The sequence below is a fragment of the Microbulbifer sp. YPW1 genome (assembly GCF_013367775.1).
In the GTDB taxonomy this organism is placed as follows: Bacteria; Pseudomonadota; Gammaproteobacteria; order Pseudomonadales; family Cellvibrionaceae; genus Microbulbifer.
This window is the reverse complement of sequence record NZ_CP055157.1, coordinates 4,521,309-4,544,065: the sequence shown is the minus strand read 5'-3', so window position 1 is coordinate 4,544,065 and position 22,757 is coordinate 4,521,309. Positions and strand designations below refer to the sequence as shown.

Genomic DNA, 22,757 nt, shown 5'->3' with positions numbered 1-22,757 from the left:
CGCGCAAACGCATTTCCGGATTCTGTAATGGCATTTCCCGCACTGGCCGCACGGCTGCGAACATTTTTGCTGGGCTATAGCGGCACCTCACTGGCCACCGGCCTGCAGGTAGTACTGCTGCCGTGGATCGCGGTGGCGTTGGTCGAACTGCCGGCCCTGCAGCTGGGCTGGGTCCAGGCATCGGTACTGCTACCCAATTTGGTTTTTCTTCTGTTTGGCGGCGCACTCGCAGACCGCTTCGATTCCGCGCGTGTGGCGGCACTGTCCTGTCTCGGCCTGGGCCTGTGTCATACGGCGCTGGCTTACTACCTGTTGGATCGACTTCCCAGCCTTCATCTTCTATTGCTATACGGCGTGAGCCTTGGCATCTGCACCGCATTCCTGCAGCCGGCCCGGGATAATCTGGTACAGCGGTGTGCGCGCACACCTGAAGATGGCCGCGCACGCCTGAGTGAAGCGCGGGTTCAGCATACAGTGACCTGGATGATGCTGGCCCAGTACGGTGGCCAAGCGGTGGGAATGCTACTGGCAAGCCGCTTTGATCACTGGGGCGCGGAACTTTTGTTGATGATCCAGGTAGGTGTTCTGCTCGCCGCCGCACTGTTTTTCTTTTCCCTGCGTCATCTGGGGCCGGCACCACACGCGGCCCGTCAGAAGCTGCCGCGGGCATTGCTTGAGGGGTTTGCCGAGGTAAAAAACAGCCGTGCGATTTTCGAACTGGTACTGCTTGTGGGATTCAACGGCCTGGTACATATCGGCGTATTCCTGGTGGTGCTGCCACTGATGGCGGAAAGCTACGGTCGCGGAGCCAGTTATTACGCGACCCTGCAGATTGCATTTGTACTGGGAACCGTCGTGGCGACCGTGACCATGTTGCGCCGGGGGCAGGGCGATACGCCCGGGCGCGGTGTGCTGATGTGCCTGCTCTACAGCGCTGCATTACTGATCGCCATAAGTTTTGGCCCCACGGCCTATGGGCTGATGTTCCTGTGCGCTTGCTGGGGCGCGGTAGCTGCTGCCTCTGCGGCGCTGGGCAAGTCGATTGTGCAATTGCTGGCTCCAGAGCAGGTGCGCAGCCGGATCATTTCGATCTATCAATTGTCGCTGTTCGGGTGTGCGGCGATTGGCGCGCTGGTGGCGGGCGCTATCAGTGAGTTTTCCGCCCCGCTGACTACCCTGTGGTGGGCCGGTATTTTCAGCCTGGTGGCTTTTGTACTTGCCTGGCTCAGCGGTGCCCTCCGTCAACTGCGTATCCATCAATCTGATTCTGCAGAGAACTGATCTTCATGCTTTCCCAACTCAACTGGCGTCGACCGGAAATCCTGTTATTGCTGCTGGCGCTGGCAATGCCGCTTTCCTTTGGTGTGTGGCAGGCGCTGCTGAACAATTTTGTGATCGAGCGTGCGCAATTTACCGGTGCGGAAATCGGTCTGCTGCAGAGTGTGCGGGAGATACCCGGATTCCTCGCGTTTACCGTGGTATTCGTACTGTTTCTGGTCCGCGAGCAGCGCCTGGCTTTTATCTCATTGATCGCGACCGGGGTGGGGGTAGCGCTGACCGGCTATTTTCCTTCCACCGTTGGCCTGTTGTGCACCACTCTGCTGATGTCGGTGGGTTTCCATTATTACGAGGCCCTGAAAACGTCACTGGCCCTGCAGTGGTTGCCCAAAGAGACCTCGGCCATCTGGCTCGGGCGCATTGTGGCGGCGGGCTCTTTTGCGTCTCTCGCGGCTTACGGGCTGGTGTGGTTTGCCTCGGACAAGCTGCAGCTGGATTACACCTGGATTTATTTGCTGGGTGGCGGGATCACTGTCGCGATTGTTGCTGCGCTTTGGCTGATGTTTCCTGCATTCGAACAACCCCATGTGCAGCACCGCAAGATTATTTTGCGCAAACGCTACTGGCTGTATTACGCGCTGACTTTTATGAGCGGTGCCCGCCGCCAGATATTTGTGGTGTTTGCCGGATTCCTGATGGTGGAGAAATTTGGCTACAGCGTGGCGGAGATTGCCCAGCTGTTTATCGCCAACCACCTGCTCAACCTGTACTTGGCGCCCAAGATCGGTCGATTCATTGTGCGTTTCGGCGAGCGCCGGGCCCTGACGCTCGAATATATTGGCCTGATTATTGTCTTCGGCGGTTACGCGATCGTGGAAACGGCCACCGCGGCCGCGGCGTTATACATTATCGATCACCTGTTTTTCTCCATGGCCATCGCGATCAAAACCTACTTCCAGAAAATAGTGGATGACCGGGATATCGCCTCGTCTGCGGCAGTAAGCTTTACCATCAACCATATCGCAGCGGTGGTGATTCCAGTGATGTTCGGTTTGATGTGGTTGGCCTCGCCGGCAGCGGTGTTCTGGTGCGGTGCGGCCATGGCCGCGGGATCTCTGCTGCTGGCTCAGAACATCCCGGCGCTACCGGCGGCGGGAAATGAAGTGCGTTGGGGACGGGGAGCGACGTCCGCCGCGCTGTAAAAACGCGACAGTACTGAGTTGAGCCCCGGAGAACCATGCTCTCCGGGGCGTCGCACACAGTTTACCAGCGGTTGCTGATCCACAGTGTCTGGTAGGGGTCCAGGGTTAGCGTGGCCAGCATATCGTGGAAGGTGACATCGCTGATCAGGTCCTTCCATTCATCGGTGCCAATCAGATTGATGGCGTTGAGCGAAATGGTCTGGGGCTGATCGGAGATATTATTCAGGCAGAAAATGCTCTGTCTGCGGTCCAGGCTCTGGCGCCAGAAGGCAAATACCTGATCCCCCAGGTGCAGTGTGAACTGCGTGGCGTTGGGGTGGAAGGCCGGCTGGTCCCTCCGCAGCTGGATCAGTTTGCGCAGCTGATGGAACACATGGTGGTGGTGACTTTCCGGGTCGGCCAGCACTTCGTTCAGCTCATGTTCCTGCCACTGGCGGCGATTGATGGCGCGGTTGTGCCCGTGCTCTTTCATCCGCTCGTAGTCGTTGGTGGTGCCCGTTAAGCTGTGCAGGTAAAACGCGGGAATACCTTCCAGAGCCAGCATAATGGCATGTGCGCAGATAAAGCGTCGCAATTGCCACTCGTCTTCTCCCTCGGTGGTCCCTTTGAGGGCGTCAATCAGCGAAATATTGATCTCGTAGGGCTTGTTACTGCCGTCATCCAGGGCGCGCCAGGAAATCTGGCCGCCAAAGTTTTCCATGGTCTGGATCAGTGCTTCCTGTTCACTGTCTTCGAGTAGCCCCTCTACCGGGCGCAAGCCAATACCATCGTGGGAAGCGATGAAGTTGAAATAGGTGGTGCCGTTTTGTGCCGGCGGCATGCTCATCAGCCAGTTTTTCAGGTACCGGCAGTTGCCGGTGACCAGCGTGTTGACCAGCAGGGGCGGCAGGGAGAAGTTGTAGATACAGTGGGCTTCGTTGGCATTGCCGAAGTACGAAAGATTCTCCTGATTTGGAATATTGGTTTCGGTAATGATCACCGCATTGGGGTTGGCGTGTTCGATCAGCGTGCGTAGCAGACGTACGATCTCATGGGTTTCTGCCAGGTTCAGGCAGTTGGTGCCCAGTTCTTTCCAGATAAACGCCACCGCATCCAGCCGGAACACCCGTACGCCCATGTCCAGGTACAGGCGGATAATGTCGACGATTTTGGCCAGCACCTTGGGGTTGGCGAAGTTCAGGTCGATCTGGTCGTGGCCGAATGTGCACCACACGTGGCGGGTACCGCGGGGGGTAGTGGTGGCCCGCAGAAGTGGGGTGACCCTGGGTCGAACCACTTTGCTGAGATCTTCTTTCGGGTCCATCTCCACGAAGAAGTCACTGCCGGGATCCTCTCCTTTCTGGTAGTTCAGGAACCAGTCGTGCTGCGCCGAGCAGTGGTTGATGACGAGGTCCGCCATCAGGTGAAAGTCCGTGCTGATACGCAGAATATCGTTCCAGTCCCCGAGCGGAGGATCCACTTGCTTGTAAGCGGATACCGCAAATCCGTCGTCACTTGTGTAGGGGAAGAACGGCAGAATATGCACCGTATTGATCAGCATCGGGAAGTGCGTATGCAGAAAATGGTGCAGGGTCTTAAGCGGGGGCTGGTTGCCATTGATGATGCTGTTGCCGTAGGTGATGACGGCAATATCCGTCTGGTCCCAGAGGTTCTTGTGGGCCAGGGGGCTCTGGCAGTCCTCATCCAGGCGCATGGTGCGGATCAGATCTTGCGCAATGGGCTCGATCTCCAGCTTCGGATAGATGAAGGTCAGGTGGTCCACCACCTTCTGGTGGAGAACCTCCTTGATCGGAACATGAGAGTTGGAATGGCTCACGGTTTCCCCCCGGTTTACAGGTATTTTTTATTGGGCTGTTGGGTCGTCATTGACTGGATCAGACGTTGTACTCTTCGTAGTCCGTCTCCACCGCCTGTTTCAGCTGCTTCAGGAAGCCCGGCTCGGCGCTGGTAATCCGGTTCCAGCTGGGAATGAATGGCGTCTCCATCGGGTTATCGAGAAACGCCTGCCCGGCTTTCACCAGGTTGCTGGCGAAGAGTTCCACCGTCTGCTCTTCCTTATGGATATCAAAATTCAGGCCATTAATGATGGCGTCATTGCGATAGGTTTCCACAAAGTCCAGGGCCACACGAAAATAGGTGGCCTTGATACTGCGGAAAGTCTCTGACGAGAACACGGTGCCCTGGGTGGCCAGCTTGCGGAAAAACGACTTGGCGATGTCGATGGACATTTTGGACAGGCCGCCGTGTTCATCGTCGAATGAAACATCCTGGTGCTTGTGATCGTAGGCGTGGGCAATATCCACCTGGCACAAGCGGTTGGTTGAGTAATTGCGGTGCATTTCCGAAAGTACGCCGATCTCCAATCCCCAGTCACTGGGAATCCGCAGATCATTGATTACGTCGCGGCGAAAAGAAAATTCACCGGCGAGGGAATAGCGGAAGCTGTCCATATATTCCAGGTAGGGCGTATGTCCGTAGATTTTTTTCAGGGTACGGATCAACGGGGTGACCAGCAGTCGACACACACGGCCATTGATTTTGCCGTTGGCCACGCGGGAGTAATACCCCTTGCAGAACTCGTAGTTGAAGTTGGGGTTGGCCACGGGGTAGAACAGGCGCGCGAGCATGGCGCGGTCGTAGGTGACGATATCGCAGTCGTGCAGTGCAATGGCTTCCCCCCGGCGCGACGCCAGTATGTATCCCAGGCAATACCATACATTGCGGCCCTTGCCGGCATCCTTGGGCGCCAGCCCGTCCCGCTGCAGCTGCGCGTCCAGTTCCCGCAGGCGCGGACCATCGTTCCACAGTACCCGCACATGCTGGGGCAACACACTGAACTGTTTGAGTGCGTCGCGATACTGGGATTCATCGGCGCGGTCCAGGCCAATGACGATTTCTGACAGATAGGGCACTTCGGAGAGGATTTTCAGAATCTTTGGCAGGGCCTCGCCTTCGAGTTCCGAATAGAGCGAGGGCAGCAGCAGGGACATGGGGCGATGCTTGGAGAAACGGATCAGGTCCGCCTCCATGTCTTCCAGGCTGCGGTTGGAGAGGTTGTGCAGGGTCGTGATGTCGCCATTCTGGAAAAAGTCGGTCACGGTTCACTTCCTATTTTGCGTTCTGAATTAAGGGCGGGCCCGCTCCTGGGACGCGGAGTCCGGGGCGAAAATTTCTGCGATGGCCTCCGCCCAACCCCGGGGCCCGGTTTCACGGGTGACGATCAGTGAAGGGTGGGAAAGGGTGGGGGGCTGGTGCGCGGGCGAGCGCACAATGACGGCGATATCTGCGACCTTGAGCATGTCGAGGTCATTGGGACCGTCGCCACTGGCGATTAACTTGCATTCTCGATCGGTGTACTGCTGATAGGTTTTTTTCAGCAGTTTGGTGGCCAGGCCTTTGTCCGTCTGGCCCAGTACATGCAGGAAGCGGCCCCCTTGTAGGGTGGCAAACCCGGAGGCATTGGCGCGTGCGGTAAAAGCCAGTTTCTGCTGCGCATCTCCCTGCCACAGCAGGGGTTCAGAGTAGCCGCGCTGATTGGCCTTTTCGGCCTCCCTGTGGGAGAGCCCAGTGGCAGCCACAATATCCGCGTTGGATGCGGCGGCGAAGTTTAAATAGGGGGCGCCGTGGGCCTCGCTATCCTGTTTCAGGAAATCGAGGATACAGTCCCGGCGCGCACCGGGTTCTAACACCCAGTAGCCCGCTTCTTCACGGGCCCGTTCCGGCTTGTGGGGGAAGTAACCGCGGGGAATGAAAATCGCCGAGCCATTTTCCACGATAAACGGGTGCTGGTTGTTCAGAGCCCGGCGCAGTTCGAGCATCTCATCGCGGGTCTTGCTGCTGTTGAGAATGACCGGGATCCCACTGGCTTCGAGCCCGGCCAGGGTGGCATCCGCCGCTTGGTGGGAGTAACTGAAGTGGTCCAGCAGGGTGCCATCCAGGTCACTGGCGATCAGCCATTGAATATCGGTGGATGGGTACGGCGCTTGCTGTTTGGCAGTCATTGAAATCCGGGCTGGTGGGAAATTTATCGATTATTCATTTGTGTACTACCGATACCTCAATCCAAAAATAGTGCCAGTCGGCGAAAAGTGAGCTACGACGGTGCTTGCAGGCCATTGATTGGCGAAGAATTCATTATGTTGGGTCGGTGCCCCTGGGGACGGCGGAGAAAATGCGCCAAATTGGGGCGAGTCGTGCTCCGGCATGTTTTGCGTGCGGAAAAATGGTGCGGCTGGTGTTGGGGCAGTGTCGAAGTAGTGCCGGGAAGGTGAGAACAGCGCCAGCCCTCACCGGTAATGCCGGCGGGGCGGGCGTTCAGGGAGTTGCTCAGGGCGCTACGCAGCTCATGCAGCGCACATACAGTGCGCGGGGATCGCGGAAGGTCTTCAGTTCTGCCAGTGGTTGCAGCGCGGGTTGCAGGCTGTTGAACCAGGCTCCCAGCGGCAGGTTCTGCTCGACGCTGGCGGCAATTCTGGCGTCTACATTATCGGCCAGTGCGCGCATCAGCTTTTCACTGGTGGTCAGCTCGCGCTGAATCTCCACGATTTCGTAATCTTCCAGGCTGGCAATCTGTGCCGCGTCGGCAATGGCGTCCTTCAGGTTGCCAAGCTCATCCACCAGTCCCAGTTTATGGGCAGTGCGTCCGGTCCATACCTGGCCCTGGGCAATTTTATGGATTTCCTGCGGTGTGCTGTTGCGGGCTTCCGCGACCAGCCGCAGGAACTGGTTGTAAGTATGCTCCACTCCCTGCTGCAGGATGTCCGCGGCAGCTTCGGGCAGTGCGCGATCCAGGCGCATGGTGCCGGCCAGCTCGGTAGTGCCCACGCCGTCGTTGTATACGCCCAGGTGCTCCAGGGATTCCTCAAACGTGGGGAAGGCACCAAACACGCCGATGGAGCCGGTGATGGTGGACGGGGAAGCCCAGATGCGGTCGCCGCCGGCGGCGATCCAGTAGCCACCGGAAGCGGCGACACTGCCCATGGAAATGACCACCGGGATACCCGCTTCACGGGTGGCGAGCAGCTCCTGGCGGATGCCCTCGGAGGCAAAGGCGGAGCCGCCGGGGCTGTCGATGCGCAGTACCAGGGCCTTGACGTTTTTCTCGCGGGCCTCGGCGATCAGATTGCCCAGGGTGGCACTGCCGATCTGCCCGGCGGGTGCCTCACCGTCGACGATAGCGCCTGCGGCACTGATCAGGCCGATTTTTTCCTTGTGATGACGTGGATCCGGCAGGTTGGTCAGTTTCATATGCCGCAGGTAATCCATGGCATTGATTGCCTTGTACTGGGATTTGTCGGCCTCGTTGACCCCGACCAGTTCCTGCAGCTCCGCTACGGCGGCGCGACGGGTGAGCAGCTTGTCGACAAACTTGTTGGCGAGCGCTGCATCCGCCCAGCTGCCGCCTTCAGCGCGGAGATTTTGCGGCAGGTCGGCGATATAGCTGTCCACCGCATTGGGCGGCAGGTTGCGCAGCCCGGTCACCTGTTCGGTGTACTCGCTCCACAGCTGGTGCAGCCAGCGGGCATTGTTTTCGCGCGATGCCGGACTCATGTCGTCACGGGTGTAAGGCTCAATAAAGTCCTTGTAATCGCCGACCCGGAACACGTGGAAATTGATTTTGAGCTTGTCCAGGGCACTTTTGTAGTAGTTGCGATAACTGCCAAAGCCGGTCAGCAACAGTGAACCCATGGGGTTCATATAGACCTTGTCGGCGTGGCTGGCGAGGAAGTACTGGCCCTGGGTGAAGTTGTCGCCAATGGCGTAGACCGGCTTGTCGCTGGACTTGAAGCGGCGTACAGCCTCGCCCACTTCTTCGAGTTTGCTGAGACTGGCGCCTCCAAGCTGATCCAGTTCCAGTACCAGCGCGGCGATGCGGTTGTCGTTGGCGGCGCGGTCGATAGCGTCGACCAGGTCTTTTACCCGGGTCTCCGGGGGCGTAGCCGGGCCGCCAAAAAATGCGGGTACACCACTGGGCTGGCTCACTTCGTCCACCAGGTATCCACCCGGTGCGACTTTCAGCGCAGCCCCCTGAGGTACGGTGATGCGCTCTTCACCGCCAAATATGGCCATGCCGATGAACAGTAACAGCAACAGGAACAGCAGGTTGGTAAATACCCGGCGCAGCCAGGTGATGGCGCCGCCAATGGCACCAAAAAAACGGCGGATGGGGCCGCGGTGACGGGTTGCTTCGGTCAAACCTGAAACTCCTTGTGTCGGTCTGTTGTAGTTCTAAGTGTTTGCGTTGTGCAATTGCACCTGCCAGCGGCTGGTCATCATTGCAGATACAAACAGGATAAGGCTGAGGGCGGTTAATACGCCATGCTGCCAGCCGCGTCCAGGCATCATTACGTCGACGATTCCGGCGGTGATGTACAGCAGCAGGATAAAACACAGCCATAAATAGCTGCGTTGACGCTGCTTGAGTAACCCCGGCAGCACCAGTAGCAGAGGTACCGTCTGTAGCAGCCACCACTTAATGGAGCCGTCCAGAAACAGGTTCCATACAGCGAACAGTAGCAGAAGGCCGCCGTAGCAGACCCAGTTGAGTTTGCGGGCAATCTCCAGCTTGCGAGCAACGCGCACCGGGTCGATGGGCTTGGCTTTTTTAGCCATGATGATCTCCCTGTTCCTGGCCGGGTTTCACCAGCAACTGCTGGGCGAGGGTGCCGATGCGCTGGCCGAGAGCGCGGCACAGGATGGTTTCGTCTTCGCTCAGGTCGCTGGTGTCGCTACCCCCGGCCCAGTGGGATGCACCGTAAGGGGTGCCACCGGTGGTGGTGTGCATCAGCGCCGCTTCAGAGTAGGGGATACCGGCGATGACCATGCCGTGATGCAGCAGGGGCAGCATCATCGAGATCAGGGTGCTCTCCTGTCCGCCGTGCAGGCTGCCGGTGGAAGTGAATACTGCTGCAGGCTTGCCGGTGAGGCTGCCATCGAGCCACATGTCACTGGTCTGGTCGAGAAAATAGCGCAGCGGGGCGGCCATATTGCCGAAGCGCGTCGGGCTGCCGAGCAGCAGGCCGGCGCACTGGCGCAGATCGTCCGCTGTGCAGTAGGGGGCGCCACTGTCGGGCACCTGCGGCAAGCTTGCTTCGGAATCCGGGGAGACCGGCGGCACGGTACGCAGGCGTGCGCTCATTCCCTGTTGCTCGACGCCGCGGGCGAGCTCTGCTGCCATTTTGGCGGTGGCGCCGCTGCGGCTGTAATAGAGGATCAGAATGTAGGGCGCTGTGGCCATCAGATCAGCTCCAGCACATTTTCTGGCGGGCGGCCGAGCACGGCCTTGTCGCCTTTGACCACGATCGGGCGCTCGATAAGTTTGGGGTGCGCCACCATTGCCTCGATCAGGGCATCGTCGGCCAGGGCTGTATCTTTCAGGTTCAGAGCCTTGTAGGCGTCTTCGCCCTTGCGCAGCAGGTCGCGTGCACCGATGCCGAGTTTACCCAGCAGGCTTTTGAGTGCGGCGGCATCCGGCGGTGTTTCCAGGTACAGCACCACCTCCGGCTCGATATTGTTGTCCTGCAGCAATTGCAGGGTCTGGCGGGATTTTGAACAGCGCGGGTTGTGATAGATCGTCCACATTGAAGGGGTATCCTGTTAAGGTTTGGCGTATTCTAACAGGTGGTGGTGGGGCGTCCATGAACCCGCCGCATTCGTCGACTACGCTGAGGTATGGCGTACTTTACAGACAGAATACACGGTTTTCTGCACGGAGCCCGCACGCGGTTCCGGCAGTCGTGGCTATATAACAAACTGAGAAGACCCATGACTGAAATGGTGCATCGCTGGCGTCGCTTTTTTACTTCCCTGTGGACGGTATTCAACGAGAAAAACTGCCGACAGAATGCGGCGGCGCTCACCTACATGACGCTGTTTGCGATTGTTCCCCTGGTAACTGTCAGCTACGCCATGCTGTCGTTGTTTCCGGATTTTGCCGGTCTCGAAAGCAAGATTCAGCAGCAGATTTTCTCCCACTTCGTACCGGAGAGCGGGCGCGATGTGCAGGAGTACATCAGCAGTTTTTCTTCCCAAGCCCAGCGCCTCACCGGTGCGGGCATCGGCCTGCTGCTGTTGACCGCCGGATTCATGTTGAAAAACATCGAGGCCACTTTCAATGCCATCTGGGATATTCCCAAGGGGCGTCGCGGGGTTTCCAGTTTTCTTCTGTACTGGGCAATTCTGAGTCTGGGGCCGATCCTGCTCGGGGCCGGCATGGCCGCTACCACTTATCTGTTTTCACAGAAAGTCCTCGCGCAAAATGACAGCCTGGGGCTGTTGCCTGTGGTATTGCGGATTCTGCCGTGGGTGTTTACCGCAATTGCCTTTACCCTGCTGTTTGTCGCCGTGCCCAACTGTCGTGTTCCCCTGCGCCACGGTCTCGCCGGCGGTGTGATTACCGCCTTTGCGTTTGAAGCGGCCAAGTACCTGTTTGGTGCCATCGTCGCGCGCAGTTCGGTGCAGGCGATTTACGGTGCCTTTGCATTTGTGCCGCTGTTTCTGATCTGGATTTACCTGATGTGGATGATCGTGCTGGCAGGCTGCGTGCTGGTACGGACACTGTCTGCCTATCATGCTGCGGCCCAGGGGCGAAACTATTCCGATCTGGTGGCCACCCTGTCGTTGCTGTGGAAGTTCTTCAGCAATTATCAGAAGGGGATGCCGGTATGCGAGCAGGATATTTCCCGCGCGGGTATCCGGCCTTCACAATGGCGACAGATTCGCGAGGTGTTGCAGTCCAACCGGGTGATTTCCCAAACCGACCGCAACGACTACGTGCTGGTGCGCGACCTGGATTCCATCACCCTGCAACAACTGGCGGACTGGCTGCATCCCACGCCGCTGCCGGAAAATGCCCATCGCGAACTGCAGCAGCGGCCCTGGTACCGGCAGGTGGATGCGCGTTTCCGCGAAGCGCGGGAATATTCCCGCAAGCAGTTCTCCCAGAGCCTGGGGGATCTGTTCCGGGAATCCATGGCTACAGAGATGCGGGAGAAATCCGTAGATACCACGGATGCGGAGCCTGCGCTGTCGCTGCCGGAAAGCAGTGGGGCGGCGGAACAGAAGGACAGCAAGAAAACCAATAATAAAGGGAGCAGCCGCAATGCCCGCAATGGCAAGTCGACGACTAAAACAGCCAAGTCCTGAGGCCCGCCTATATGCCGCGCTTTTTTCAAAGGTGCGGGTAGCGTTACTGGGGGTGTTGCTGATCGCCGGTTGCGGCAAGCCCCCCGGTGGCATGCAGGCACTCAGTGGCGAGCCCCTGGCCAGCGAGGGCAAGATCCTGCTGGTGAATTATTGGGCAGAGTGGTGTGCGCCCTGTCGCGAGGAAATTCCCGAGTTGAACGCGTTTTACCGGGAGCATGGCGAACAGGTGCTGGTGCTCGGTATCAACTTTGATCAGTTACCGGCAGAGCAGGTGCGCCAGCAGGCGGACAAGTTCGGTATCCAGTTCCCGTTGCTCGCGGCGGCCCCCCAGGGGCGCTGGGGGCAGCCCATGCCACAGGTTTTACCGTCTACCCTGATTATTGGTCGCGACGGGCAGTGGCGTCGCACACTGGTGGGCCCGCAGACTGCCGAATCCATTGCCGAGGCGATTTCCGGCGTGGACCAGGGCGCAAACTTCTAGGGCTATAACTAAAGTGTCTTTAAGGGGAAACTGCGCCAGCTGTTAGGATGCGGTCAATTTTCTAACCGTAAAGTTTGTAAATTGGGACTCAAATTCCGTGCAGTTTAGTGCGTTTCTTCTCCTCGCGTTTTACCTCTTCCTTATCTGGCCGCTGGCGCGCTGGCATCGCAGCCGCAATTCCCTGGCGCCGGCGGTATTCGCCGGCCTGCTGCTGGGAGTGCTGTTTGGTGGCTTTATGCACCTGCTGCAGGGGTGGGGTGTGGACACGCCGTGGGTGCTTGACTGGGTGGGCTTGATTGGCGATGGCTATGTCAACCTGCTGCACCTGCTGGTAATGCCGCTGGTACTGGTCTCCATTCTCAGTGCGGTGGTCAAAGTCAGTGACACTCGTTCTCTGGGCAAGATCAGTGGCTCGGTACTGGCGGTGTTGCTGGGTACCACGGCTATTTCTGCATTCATCGGTGTGGTGATCGCCTGGCTGTTCGGGCTATCCGCTGAGGGGCTGGTGGAAGGTGCGCGGGAGGCGGCGCGTGTCGAGGTGCTGAACGAGCGTATCGGCCGTGTCAGCGACCTGAGTATCCCGGAGATCCTTACCTCTTTTATCCCGCGTAATATCTTTGCCGACCTTGCCGGTGCGCGCGACACTTCGGTGATTGCGGTGGTGGTGTTTGCGGTATTGCTCGGCCTCGCTGCACTGGGTGTGCGGCGGGAAAACCCGGAGCAGGGGGCGGCCATCGAGCATTTCGTGTCCGTGGCCCAAGCCTGGGTTATGAAGCTTGTCCGCCTGATCATGGCGTTCACCCCCTACGGGGTGATGGCGCTGGTCACTGCACTGATCGCGAAATCCAGCTGGGCGGATATCTTTAATCTGTTCAACTTCGTGATTGCCTCATTTGTCGCCATCGCCCTGATGTTTATCGTGCACGGGACACTGTTGCTGGTGAACGGTATCAGCCCGTTACACTATTTTGCCAAGGTCTGGCCGGTGCTGGTGTTCGCATTCAGTTCCCGCTCCAGTGCCGCCACTATTCCGCTGAATGTGGAAACCCAGATCGACGAGCTGAAAAATTCCCCGGCGATCGCCAACTTTTCCGCCTCCTTTGGCGCCACCATCGGCCAGAACGGCTGCGCGGGTATCTATCCGGCGATGCTCGCGGTGATGGTGGCGGTTCCCATGGGTATCAATATCTTTGATCCGGTATGGCTGACCTCGCTGATCGCAGTGATTGTGATCAGCTCTTTCGGTATTGCCGGGGTCGGTGGCGGGGCGACGTTTGCCGCGCTGGTGGTGTTGCCCACCATGGGGTTGCCGGTACAGATTGCAGCCCTGCTGATCTCCGTGGAGCCTCTGATCGATATGGCGCGCACCGCGCTCAATGTGAATGGTGCCATGACTGCGGGGACGCTCACCCAGCGCTGGCTGGGTCCGAAAAGCGTATCCGCCGAGGTGGCGTGAGCGCTCTACAAAAAAGTTCCGCCGGATTCAGGAAAGATTCAGGCTGCCGGAATTAAAGTGCTTCCATCGGCTGGAAAGGCCGTTTAACAGACGCGGATTGCCGTACCCCGGACGGGGCGGCGGCCGCCAGCGGGCATCGCCGCCCGGGTCTCAGGGAGCACTGCACATGATCAATATTCAAAGACTTATCAAGCAACTGGCCTTTGTCGGCCTGACCGCGAGCCTGGTGGGTGTCAGTGCCTACAGCAATGCCGGTGAGAGCGGTTACTACGAGGGCCAGGACGGCTACGATTACGCCATCGTCACCGGCGTGACCCCCATCTACAACGATATTCAGGTGGTCGAGCCGCGCACTCAGTGCTGGGACCAGACCGTGACCTACCAGCAACCATCCCCTGCGGGCGCCATCATTGGCGGCCTGATCGGTGCCGCCGTCGGGCGTGACGCCGCACGCGGTTATCGCCACGGTCGCGGTCACCACCGTCATTACCATCGCGGCAACAAAGGGGCCGGCACGCTGGCGGGCGCCGCAGTGGGCGCAATGATCGGCAGCGCCGTCAGTCGCCACAATGCACCGGTGCAGTACGGTACCCAGCAGCGCTGCCAGGTTGTCGAAGAATTCAGCACCCGTCGGGAATTGGTAGGATATGACGTAAACTACCGCTATAACGGTCAGGAATATCTAATTCGCACTGACCGGCATCCTGGAGATAGAATCCGGGTACGCGTAGACGTCACGCCGGTCCTTTGATGGAGTCCGATCGGTGTTTTCAGAATAACAGGAGCTGCATTGTGAAATTTCCCGCTACCCCAAAAGCTGTGATGGTACTGGTGACCGGCCTGTTGGTCGCGCTGATTGCCTCTCCGCTCCATGCCGGGCAGCAGAAGGATTTGCGGGCTGCAATTGCGGAGCCGAAACAGCGCGGATTGCACTATCTCAATGTGCAGCCACTGGCCACCGTGCGAGTGCAAAAGCGCAGTATTTCCCGGGACCAGGCGGCGGCCATTGTGAAGAAGCGCTACGGCGGCAAGATCCTGGCGATCAGTGAAGTGCAGCGCAATGGTCGCAGCATGTACCGGGTGAAGGGACTTTCTGACAAGAGTCAGGTCTATGTGGTGTATGTGGACAAAGCGAGCGGGCGTATTTCCCGCTGAAAGCCGCACCGGTAGATAACAGGCAGAGGATATTTTATGCGCGCACTGTTGGTGGAAGACGAGTACGCCCTGCGAGAACAACTGGCTTCATCCCTGCGCAGTGCAGGCTACACGGTGGATGATGCCCCGGACGGGGAAGAGGCCCTCTATCTGGGCCGCGAGTATCCCTACGACGTGGCCGTAATGGATCTCGGCTTGCCCAAGATCGACGGCATCCAGGTAATCGAAACCCTGCGCAAGGAAGGGCGGCATTTCCCGATCCTGATTCTTACCGCCCGCGGCCACTGGCAGGAGCGGGTGCGTGGACTCGAGGCCGGGGGTGACGACTATCTGACCAAGCCTTTCCATACCGAAGAATTACTGGCGCGTCTGAACGCGCTGGTGCGCCGCTCTGCCGGTTTTTCTTCCCCCACCATTAACGCCGGCCCCATCGAGCTGGATACCAGTGCCCAGCGTGTGAAAGTCTCCGGCAGTGAGCTGGAACTCACTTCGTTTGAGTACAAGGTGCTGGAATACCTGATGCTGCACCCGGACGAAGTGGTGTCGAAAACCACCCTTACCGAGCATATCTACGAGCAGGACTGCGATCGCGACAGCAATGTGATCGAAGTGTTTATCGGCCGCTTGCGAAAAAAACTGGACGCGGCGGGCGGTGTAAAACCCATCGAAACCCTGCGCGGCCGCGGCTATCGATTCACCGCTGAAGCGGGCTGACTCCATGCTAGCGCGCGGGCTCCAGTCGCTTTCGCGGCGTTTCTCGTCAATGCCGCGTGCGCGCATATCCCTTTCGCGCTGGTGGCACTCCCTTTCCGGCCGCCTCTCCCTGGTGGCGACCCTGGTTTTGCTGGTGTTTCTGGCGGTGCTGTCCGGCGTGCTGGAGCGCGCCTACCGGACCTCGCTGGATGAAGCCAAAGCGCGTGAATTGCAGCTGCATATTTACACCCTGCTGGCAGTGGCGGAACCGGATGGAGACACCCTGCATCTGCCGCTAAACCTGCCGGAGCAGCGGTTCAACCAGCCGGACTCCGGTCTGATCGGCGCGGTGATGGATGCCCGGGGGCGGGTAATCTGGCGTTCCCAGTCGGCCCTCAGCCTGCCTAATTTTTCTGCACTGCCACTGCCGTTGCCCCTGCGTCAGGGGCAGCAGGTATTTGCCGAAGTCCAGCTGCCGGACCTGGATACGCCGTACACCAGTTTCCGCCAGGGCATTGCCTGGGGGCTGGAAAATGAACTTCAGTTTACGTTTGTGATTCTCGAGGACGCGGCGCCGCTCTACGCCCAGGTGAACCAGTTCAGTGGCACATTGTGGCGCTGGCTGGGAATCGGCGCGCTGGCACTGATCGCGGTCCAGCTACTGGTATTGCGCTGGGGCCTGGCGCCGTTGCGCGAGGTGGCGCGGGCACTGAAGGAAATGCAGCAGGGCGGTAGCGATACCCTGCAGGGGCGCTTTCCCCGCGAGCTGGTACCGCTCACCGACAACCTCAACTTGCTGATCGAAAACGAGCGCCGCCAGCGGGAGAAAACCCGGCATACCCTCGGCGACCTGGCCCACAGCCTGAAGACGCCGCTGGCGGTATTGAAAGGGCTCGACACCAAAACCGATCCACAGAGTGCCCAGGCTGCGCTGGCCGAGCAGGTCCAGCGCATGGACAGTATTATTAGCTATCAGTTGAAACGCGCGGTAGCGACTTCACCCAAGTCGATTTTACGCGGGGTAAAGGTGCAGCCACTGGCGGAAAAGATTCTCTCGGCCCTGGATAAGGTCTACCGCGGCAAGTCTGTGGATGCGGAGCTGCTGTGCGATGATTCGGTACTGTTTTACGGGGATGAGGGGGATCTTATGGAGATGCTCGGCAACCTGTTGGACAACGGCTACAAGTACGGCGGTGGCCGCCTGCTGGTCAAGATTGAGAACACCGCGGACCAGCGCGGCCTCGAGATTCTGGTATCCGATAACGGGCCCGGACTCAGTGAAACCCAGTGGCGGCAAGTGGTGCAGCGCGGGGTGCGCGCGGACCAGCAGCAACAGGGGCAGGGGATCGGACTTGCGGTGGTGGTGGATATTGTGGAGAGTTATCACGGTAAGATTGCCACGGTGCCCCCAGAGGAGCGTGGCGATGCGGATCTCGGCGGCCTGAGCCTGCGGATCAGCCTCTGACAGGGCGCGGCCTGGACGGGGTGCTCCAGGGCCTTGTAACGGAATTTATAAAAGGGAATTTAAAAAAGGGAATTTAGATGCAAACACCACTCTTCGGGAAACTACTCGCTGCCACGCTTGCCCTGTGGTCAATAGCCGCTGGCGCAGAGCAAAACTCCCCATGGCCCGGGGGCGCAGAAGTGGCAGTGGTGCTCACCTATGACGATGCCCTGGATTCCCATCTCGATGTCGCCATCCCGCAGTTAAACCAGCTCAACCTGCCCGGTACTTTCTACATCAGTGGGGCGCGCCCCTCCATCCGCTTGCGTATGCATGAGTGGCGGCGCGCGGCCGAGCGCGGTCACGAGCTGGGCAACCACATGCTGTACCATCCCTGTCGCAAATCCCTCTCCAACCGCAGCTGGGTAAAGCCCTGGCAGGATCTGGACAATTACTCCCTGGAACAGTTTGCCGAGGAAGTGCAGGCCACCAACAATATGCTGAAGGCGATCGACGGCAAAAAGCAGCGCACCTTTGCCTATCCCTGTGGTGACATGCTCGCCGGCGGTGAGAATGTGGTTCCGGCCCTGAAAAAGCTGGTGAGCGGCGCGCGCCTTTTTTCCGATGACGGCCAGCACCATCGGGACAACAAAGATCTGTATCGTCTGGCTTCTTTTGACGGGGCGGACAAGAGTGCGGAAGAGCTCATTGCGGTGGCAGAAGCGGCGCGCGATAACAACAGCCTGGTGGGCTTTATGTTTCACGGGGTGGGCGGAGACTACATTGAGGTCACTTCCGAAGCGCACCAGCAGTTACTGGATCACCTGGCCGCGCACCCGGACCGCTACTGGGTCACTACCATGCGCGAGGCTGTGGCGCACCTGAAGCGGGAGCAGGCACGCCACAACCTCTAACGTTGTGAATGGAGTGGGGGCTGATTGACCGCGGCGGGTAATCAGAACCACTCCTGTTGCATGTCGAAAGGCACTGAATTGGCCGACTCCAGCAGTGCGATTTGCGGGGTGATCTCCGGCAATTCCCACTCGATATAAAAACGCGCCGCCTGCAGTTTACCCCGGTAAAAACTCTCATCCTCGGCACTGAGTGCAGAGCCTTCTGCGAGCTTTGCCGAGGCGATGGCGGCCTGTCTCAGCCAGATCCAGCTCACCACCACGCGCCCGAAAACATCCAGGTACAGCGTGGCATTGGCCAGACCCCGGTCGGGGTCTGCAGACATCTGCAGTAACAGGTTTTCGGAAATGCCATTCAGCTGATTCAGTCCCGAATTCAGCCCATCCACCAGTGATTGCAGTGCCTTGTCTCCCGCACAGGCGGACAGGGTATTGTGAATTTCCTGGGTAAGGATCTGGTATCCCGCCATTCCTTTTGCCGGCACTTTTCGTCCGAGCAGGTCCATCGCCTGGATACCCTCAGTGCCCTCGTGGATGGGGTTGAGGCGGTTGTCGCGGTAAAGCTGTTCCAGCGGATACTCGCGAATATAGCCGGATCCACCCAGTACCTGGATCGCGAGATCGTTGGCCTTGAGGCAATATTTGGATGGCCAGGACTTTACAATGGGAGTAAGCAGATCGAGCAGCTCCGCGGCCCTTTCCCGCTCTACAGGCGTTGTGGCGCTGTGGGCATCCTCCACCAGGGAAGAAGCGTAGAAACACAGTGCCAGGCCACCCTCCACATAACTTTTCTGCATCAGCAGCATGCGCCGCACGTCGGCGTGCTGGATGATCGGAACCTGCCTGGACTGCGGATCGCGGTTGGACGGCATACGTCCCTGGGGACGTTCCCTGGCGTATTGCAGGGCGTGCAGGTAACCGCGGTAACCCAGTACTGCCGCACCGCTGCCGACGCCGATACGGGCTTCGTTCATCATCTGGAACATGTAGTGCAATCCGCGGTGGGGTTCTCCCACCAGATAGCCCACCGCGCCATCCGATGCTTCGCCGAAATTCAATACTGTGGAAGTGGTGTTGCGGTAGCCCATCTTATGCAGCAGGCCGGCGAGTTTTACATCGTTGCGGGTATCCGGCTGGCCGTCTGCGCCGGGTATGAGCTTGGGCACCAGGAACAGTGAGATACCTTTTACTCCGGGCGGAGCATCCTTGATGCGCGCCAGAACCATATGCACGATGTTATCGGTGATCGACTGGTCGCCACCGGAAATAAACATCTTCTGGCCGCGCAGCCGGTAACTGCCGTCGTCGGAGGGGGTGGCGGTAGTGCAGATGTCTCCGAGCGCCGAGCCCTGGTCCGGCTCGGTCAGCGCCATGGTGCCGGCGTAGCGGCCATCCATCATCGGTGGCAGGTAGGTGTCCCGCAATTGTTCACTGGCGAAGCTGCGCACCAGATTGGCGGCGCCCAGGGTAAGGAACGGGTAGGCCGCGGTGCCGACATTTGCCGCGTTGATATGGGCCATTGCCGTGCGCAGGATCACTTCCGGCAACTGCATGCCGCCCTCGTCGAAATCATAGTGGGCGGCGAGAAATCCGGCTTCGGCAAAGGCGTCCCATGCCCTGCGGGTCTCTTCGATCAGGGTGACCTTTTCGCCATCAAACGTGGGTTCGTTAGCGTCGCCCTTGGTGTAGTGATCGGCGAAATACTTCCTGGCGATGGTCTGCGCGGTTTCCAGGGTCGCGTTGAACACCTCCCGGGAGTGCTCACTGTAGCGCGGGCGTTGCAGCAGCGCTTCGGTATCGAGAAATTCGTACAGCAGGAATTCGATATCCCGGTCGTTCAGCAGTTGCTCGCTCATCTTCACTACATCCTTCGCAATCATCAATTACTGTCGCTCAGGCCAGATTATGGAGTGGTGTAAAAACGGGCAATGACATTGCAGGTAATGGCTACTGGCATCTGTTGGTGGCAGGGCTATCTGGGACTAATCCATGGCGCCGGTTCACGTGCTTTCGCTACCCTTGATATCCCGTATGGCCTCCGTTCGCCCCGTGGTCCGGGGGCTTTGCGACCCCGAAGAAGCCGTGGCCGCGTTGCCGGGAATGACGGCCTCCCACAAGCTTTCGGTAAGCTCCTGAGGGCTGTTGCGGCGCCCATTGGCCACCCAGTAGACAATCGCGCCGGCCACGTCCGGCCAGCAGATCCGCACGCCCACAGGGTGTTTCTCCAGCCAGTGACCGATTGCCGCGGCATCGAACTGGGGCACCACAGTGGCGAGCTGTAATTCTTCCAGCGCCAGGGCGTTGGCTTCCTGTTCAAACTGTCCCTTGAGTGGACGCGTCAGTATCGGCTTGCCTAGGGTCAGGGTCTCGGCGATCAGCTCGAAGCCGCTGTTGCAGATCACGGCTCTGGCGGTGGCCACGTCGTGGCGGAAGCCGTCCACGGACGGGGCTTTGAGCGTGATATTTTCCGCTTTTGGCAGGTCGGTGGGCAGTCCGTACACGATAAACCGCTGCGGTACCTGCGCCAGCTGTTGCAACAGCGGTTGCGCGTGCTCGAACGGCAGGTAGACCAGCACGTGCTCCTGCTGCGCGGGCGCGGGCTCCTCGTGCGCGTGGGCAATCGGCGGCAGGATCGGATGGCCGAAGTGGTGCCAGTGCATCCCCAGGCTTACCTGTACCGGTGCGAACATTTTCATGATCGCGCGCGCGGCCCAGCCGAAGGAAGGCGTGGGAATGGAGAAGCTGAATGCGTACTGGTGACCGAGGCCTAGGCTCGGGTGCTTGCGTTTCTTCGCCGCCCAGGCAGTGACCGGTTCGAAGTCGCTGATCACCAGATCGAAATCCTGCACCGGTAATTCGCGTATGTCTTTCAGCAGGCGGCTCAGGTTGAGCTGGCGGCCGGTGGCAAACTGGTCGATCTTGCCTTCTTTGTGCACAAAGGTGAGCCCCTCGCGCCACCAGTAATTGCCGAAGGCTTCCATGGCGAAGAATTTTTCCGGGGGGCGGCCGCTGAATAGCCACTGGACTTCCAGGTCGGGGAACTGGCGAAACGCCTCTGCCATGGCCCGGGCGCGGGACAGGTGCCCGTTACCGGTACCCTGAACGCCGTAGAGTATTTTCAAAGTTTTTCTCCGATTGAGCAGACAGGTTTTTGCATGTGGGTTGGGGGGGGGGCTGTTCGCGCAGCGAGATGTCGGCGTTAGATCGCCGTTACATCACCTTCAGATCGCATTCACATAAGGAAACCGCTGACCGCAAAGCCCACACAGGTTCCGAGGAGCGCGCCCGCGCATACATCGGTGGGGAAGTGCACACCGAGCCCCACCCGCGACATGCCCACACCGGCGGCCCAGAAGTAACCCAGGGCCCACAGGGGGTTTAGGCACTGGCTCAGCACGGTGACAAACAGAAAGGCGCCGGAGGTGTGGCCGGAAGGCAGGCTGAATCGATCATTGGCGATGATGATCGAGCGCAGCCCGGGAATGGCTTCCGGCGGGCGGTTGCGTCGGGTGGTGTTCTTGATGGTCCAGTAGAGTGAGCGTTCAATGGCGTAGGCCGCGGCGCATGCGTAAAAGAATCGCAGTGCAGCGTCGGTATCCACCAGCGCGATCAGCAGGGGGGAAAACAGATACAGCCAGCCGTCGGCAGAGCGGGAGAGCAGCAGGTAGTTCCTGCGGGAGGCCGGCCGTGTCGCCCGTTCGGCCATACGCAGGACCAGGGAGACATCTACCGTTTTCAGAGTGATAGGTAAGCTTCGCATAAGGTAAAAGTACGAAGCATTTGTTGCGCTGGCTTGAACGAATTGTGTCAGGTCCGTGAAACCTGCCCGCTAGGGTGCGGGAGCCTGTAGGGCAGGCTCCTGCAAAGCGTGTTCAGTCGATGCCGATCTTGATCGCGCCGGATCCGGGCAGTTTTTCCACCAGCTCCTGGCCGCAAAGTTTAGACGGGGTGTAGTAGCCGCCCAGCCCCATATAGCCCAGCAGGTGTTGCGCCACGGCAATAGAGCCGTGCACGGTCACATCGTAACCATTGGCGGTAACCACACGGCCCACCCGGCGCTCGCCGCGGCGATCGTTGCGCACTTCGCCCCATACCCAGGTCTGTTGCTCTGCGCGCTTGTTCTCCGAGGGACCGCGCACTTTCTTGTCGACCTTGCCCTTGAGCCAGTTCTGTACCCAGTTCATACGCAGCAGCCAGCGGAATTTGTTCAGGTGGCCCATCTTTTTCGCCCGGCGCGGGCTCATCGGGATGTATACCTCGATATTGGGGATCTCGGTGGTGTAGTAGGCGGTTGCCACATCGCCCCAGGGGATTGCCACCGCGAACTTCTCGCCGCGGCCAAAGTTGATCTTGCGAGTCAGCGCGGCGTGGGGAATCACCTCGATCTTGCCATTGCGGCGCACCGCGCCGCCCACACCCAGGCTCTCGATGGAGGTCTTGGCCGTGCCGGGACTCAGGCCGGAATCTGAATCAAATCCGAGGGTGAGGTGCGTCGCGCTGGTCATGGCCTTGTGCAGGGCTGACGCCAGACAATCGGTGGGAATCACATCAAAGCCGGTGCCGGGGCAAAGTACGATACCCGCGGCCTTGGCCTCGGCTTCGAGGGCGTGGGCCTGCTGGTATACGGCCATTTCGCCAGTAATGTCCTGGTAGTGGGTGCCACTGGCGATACAGGCACGCATCATCGGCTCTGCGGTGGCGGAGAAGGGGCCGGCACAGTGGATGACTACGGATACATCGCGCAGGGTACGCACCAGGGTTTCTTCGTCGTCGAGACTGACGGCAATGGCGGGCAGGTCCAGCTCGTTGGCCAAAGGCTGCAGCTTCGCCGCGCTGCGGCCGGAGAGAATGGGTTTCAGGCCCTGGGCCACCGCTTGGCGTGCGATCAGCTCGCCGGTATAGCCGTAGGCACCGTAAATCAGGATCTGCTTGTTGTTCACCGATTATCCTTATTGTGTCCGGTCTTGTGGACCTTGTTTTTCTGGTTTTGGAA

Annotated in this window: 21 protein-coding genes; 10 read left to right on the top strand and 11 right to left on the bottom strand. The window is 59.3% G+C overall.

Annotation, left to right across the window (positions count from 1 at the left end):
- The first annotated feature begins 27 nt into the window (after positions 1-27).
- Both HUW35_RS18560 and HUW35_RS18555 read left to right on the top strand, forming a co-directional pair.
- The gene (locus tag HUW35_RS18560; RefSeq protein ID WP_181253678.1) at positions 28-1,281 is read left to right on the top strand and encodes an MFS transporter; all 1,254 of its coding nucleotides are present in this window, start codon (positions 28-30) and stop codon (positions 1,279-1,281) included.
- Between the two features lie 5 nt (positions 1,282-1,286).
- On the top strand, positions 1,287-2,480 hold the full coding sequence (locus tag HUW35_RS18555) for an MFS transporter (protein ID WP_181253677.1): 1,194 nt from the start codon (positions 1,287-1,289) through the stop codon (positions 2,478-2,480).
- Positions 2,481-2,541: 61 nt separating this feature from the next.
- Here HUW35_RS18555 and HUW35_RS18550 read toward each other — a convergent pair whose 3' ends face one another.
- The 7 genes from HUW35_RS18550 to arsC form a co-directional block, all read right to left on the bottom strand.
- The gene (locus HUW35_RS18550) at positions 2,542-4,296 is read right to left on the bottom strand and encodes a sugar phosphorylase (RefSeq protein WP_181253676.1); all 1,755 of its coding nucleotides are present in this window, start codon (positions 4,294-4,296) and stop codon (positions 2,542-2,544) included.
- Positions 4,297-4,354: 58 nt separating this feature from the next.
- A complete protein-coding gene (locus HUW35_RS18545) occupies positions 4,355-5,578 on the bottom strand; it encodes a glycosyl transferase (RefSeq protein WP_078084604.1) in 1,224 nt (407 codons plus the stop codon).
- A gap of 27 nt (positions 5,579-5,605) precedes the next feature.
- Positions 5,606-6,481, bottom strand: a complete 876-nt coding sequence (locus HUW35_RS18540) for a mannosyl-3-phosphoglycerate phosphatase (RefSeq protein ID WP_181253675.1) — start codon at positions 6,479-6,481, stop codon at positions 5,606-5,608.
- Between the two features lie 325 nt (positions 6,482-6,806).
- The gene (sppA, locus tag HUW35_RS18535; protein WP_181253674.1) at positions 6,807-8,675 is read right to left on the bottom strand and encodes a signal peptide peptidase SppA; all 1,869 of its coding nucleotides are present in this window, start codon (positions 8,673-8,675) and stop codon (positions 6,807-6,809) included.
- A 33-nt stretch (positions 8,676-8,708) separates the two neighbouring features.
- On the bottom strand, positions 8,709-9,092 hold the full coding sequence (locus tag HUW35_RS18530) for a DUF2069 domain-containing protein (protein ID WP_181253673.1): 384 nt from the start codon (positions 9,090-9,092) through the stop codon (positions 8,709-8,711).
- Positions 9,085-9,717, bottom strand: a complete 633-nt coding sequence (wrbA, locus tag HUW35_RS18525) for an NAD(P)H:quinone oxidoreductase (protein WP_181253672.1) — start codon at positions 9,715-9,717, stop codon at positions 9,085-9,087. Before wrbA ends, HUW35_RS18530 begins: the two co-directional genes overlap by 8 nt.
- Positions 9,717-10,061 (bottom strand): arsenate reductase (glutaredoxin), encoded by a 345-nt coding sequence (gene arsC / locus HUW35_RS18520; RefSeq protein ID WP_181253671.1) that lies wholly within the window; start codon positions 10,059-10,061, stop codon positions 9,717-9,719. The genes wrbA and arsC overlap by 1 nt, the downstream gene beginning before the upstream one ends.
- A 183-nt stretch (positions 10,062-10,244) precedes the next feature.
- Here arsC and HUW35_RS18515 point away from each other — a divergent pair, with 183 nt between their 5' ends.
- From HUW35_RS18515 to HUW35_RS18480, 8 genes are all read left to right on the top strand, one after another.
- Positions 10,245-11,624: a YihY family inner membrane protein gene (locus tag HUW35_RS18515; RefSeq protein WP_181253670.1), complete on the top strand. Its 1,380-nt coding sequence runs from the start codon at positions 10,245-10,247 to the stop codon at positions 11,622-11,624.
- 31 nt (positions 11,625-11,655) lie between these two features.
- A complete protein-coding gene (locus tag HUW35_RS18510; RefSeq protein WP_181253669.1) occupies positions 11,656-12,105 on the top strand; it encodes a TlpA disulfide reductase family protein in 450 nt (149 codons plus the stop codon).
- 97 nt (positions 12,106-12,202) lie between these two features.
- Positions 12,203-13,561 (top strand): L-cystine transporter, encoded by a 1,359-nt coding sequence (locus HUW35_RS18505; protein ID WP_181253668.1) that lies wholly within the window; start codon positions 12,203-12,205, stop codon positions 13,559-13,561.
- Positions 13,562-13,727: 166 nt separating this feature from the next.
- Positions 13,728-14,312, top strand: a complete 585-nt coding sequence (locus HUW35_RS18500; RefSeq protein WP_181253667.1) for a glycine zipper 2TM domain-containing protein — start codon at positions 13,728-13,730, stop codon at positions 14,310-14,312.
- 41 nt (positions 14,313-14,353) lie between these two features.
- Positions 14,354-14,716, top strand: a complete 363-nt coding sequence (locus HUW35_RS18495) for a PepSY domain-containing protein (RefSeq protein ID WP_181253666.1) — start codon at positions 14,354-14,356, stop codon at positions 14,714-14,716.
- Between the two features lie 36 nt (positions 14,717-14,752).
- Entirely contained in the window at positions 14,753-15,430 is a 678-nt protein-coding gene (locus tag HUW35_RS18490; RefSeq protein WP_181253665.1) for a response regulator transcription factor, read from the top strand.
- Positions 15,431-15,479: 49 nt separating this feature from the next.
- Positions 15,480-16,874: an ATP-binding protein gene (locus HUW35_RS18485; protein WP_181253664.1), complete on the top strand. Its 1,395-nt coding sequence runs from the start codon at positions 15,480-15,482 to the stop codon at positions 16,872-16,874.
- Positions 16,875-16,951: 77 nt separating this feature from the next.
- A complete protein-coding gene (locus tag HUW35_RS18480; RefSeq protein ID WP_181253663.1) occupies positions 16,952-17,767 on the top strand; it encodes a polysaccharide deacetylase family protein in 816 nt (271 codons plus the stop codon).
- A 41-nt stretch (positions 17,768-17,808) separates the two neighbouring features.
- On the opposite strand, the gene HUW35_RS18475 is transcribed toward HUW35_RS18480, so the two are convergent.
- From HUW35_RS18475 to HUW35_RS18460, 4 genes are all read right to left on the bottom strand, one after another.
- The gene (locus HUW35_RS18475; RefSeq protein WP_181253662.1) at positions 17,809-19,620 is read right to left on the bottom strand and encodes an acyl-CoA dehydrogenase; all 1,812 of its coding nucleotides are present in this window, start codon (positions 19,618-19,620) and stop codon (positions 17,809-17,811) included.
- Positions 19,621-19,764: 144 nt separating this feature from the next.
- The gene (locus HUW35_RS18470) at positions 19,765-20,886 is read right to left on the bottom strand and encodes an MJ1255/VC2487 family glycosyltransferase (RefSeq protein ID WP_181253661.1); all 1,122 of its coding nucleotides are present in this window, start codon (positions 20,884-20,886) and stop codon (positions 19,765-19,767) included.
- A 110-nt stretch (positions 20,887-20,996) separates the two neighbouring features.
- On the bottom strand, positions 20,997-21,524 hold the full coding sequence (locus HUW35_RS18465; RefSeq protein ID WP_181253660.1) for a phosphatase PAP2 family protein: 528 nt from the start codon (positions 21,522-21,524) through the stop codon (positions 20,997-20,999).
- A gap of 112 nt (positions 21,525-21,636) precedes the next feature.
- The gene (locus HUW35_RS18460; protein WP_181253659.1) at positions 21,637-22,704 is read right to left on the bottom strand and encodes a trans-acting enoyl reductase family protein; all 1,068 of its coding nucleotides are present in this window, start codon (positions 22,702-22,704) and stop codon (positions 21,637-21,639) included.
- Positions 22,705-22,757 lie beyond the last annotated feature (53 nt).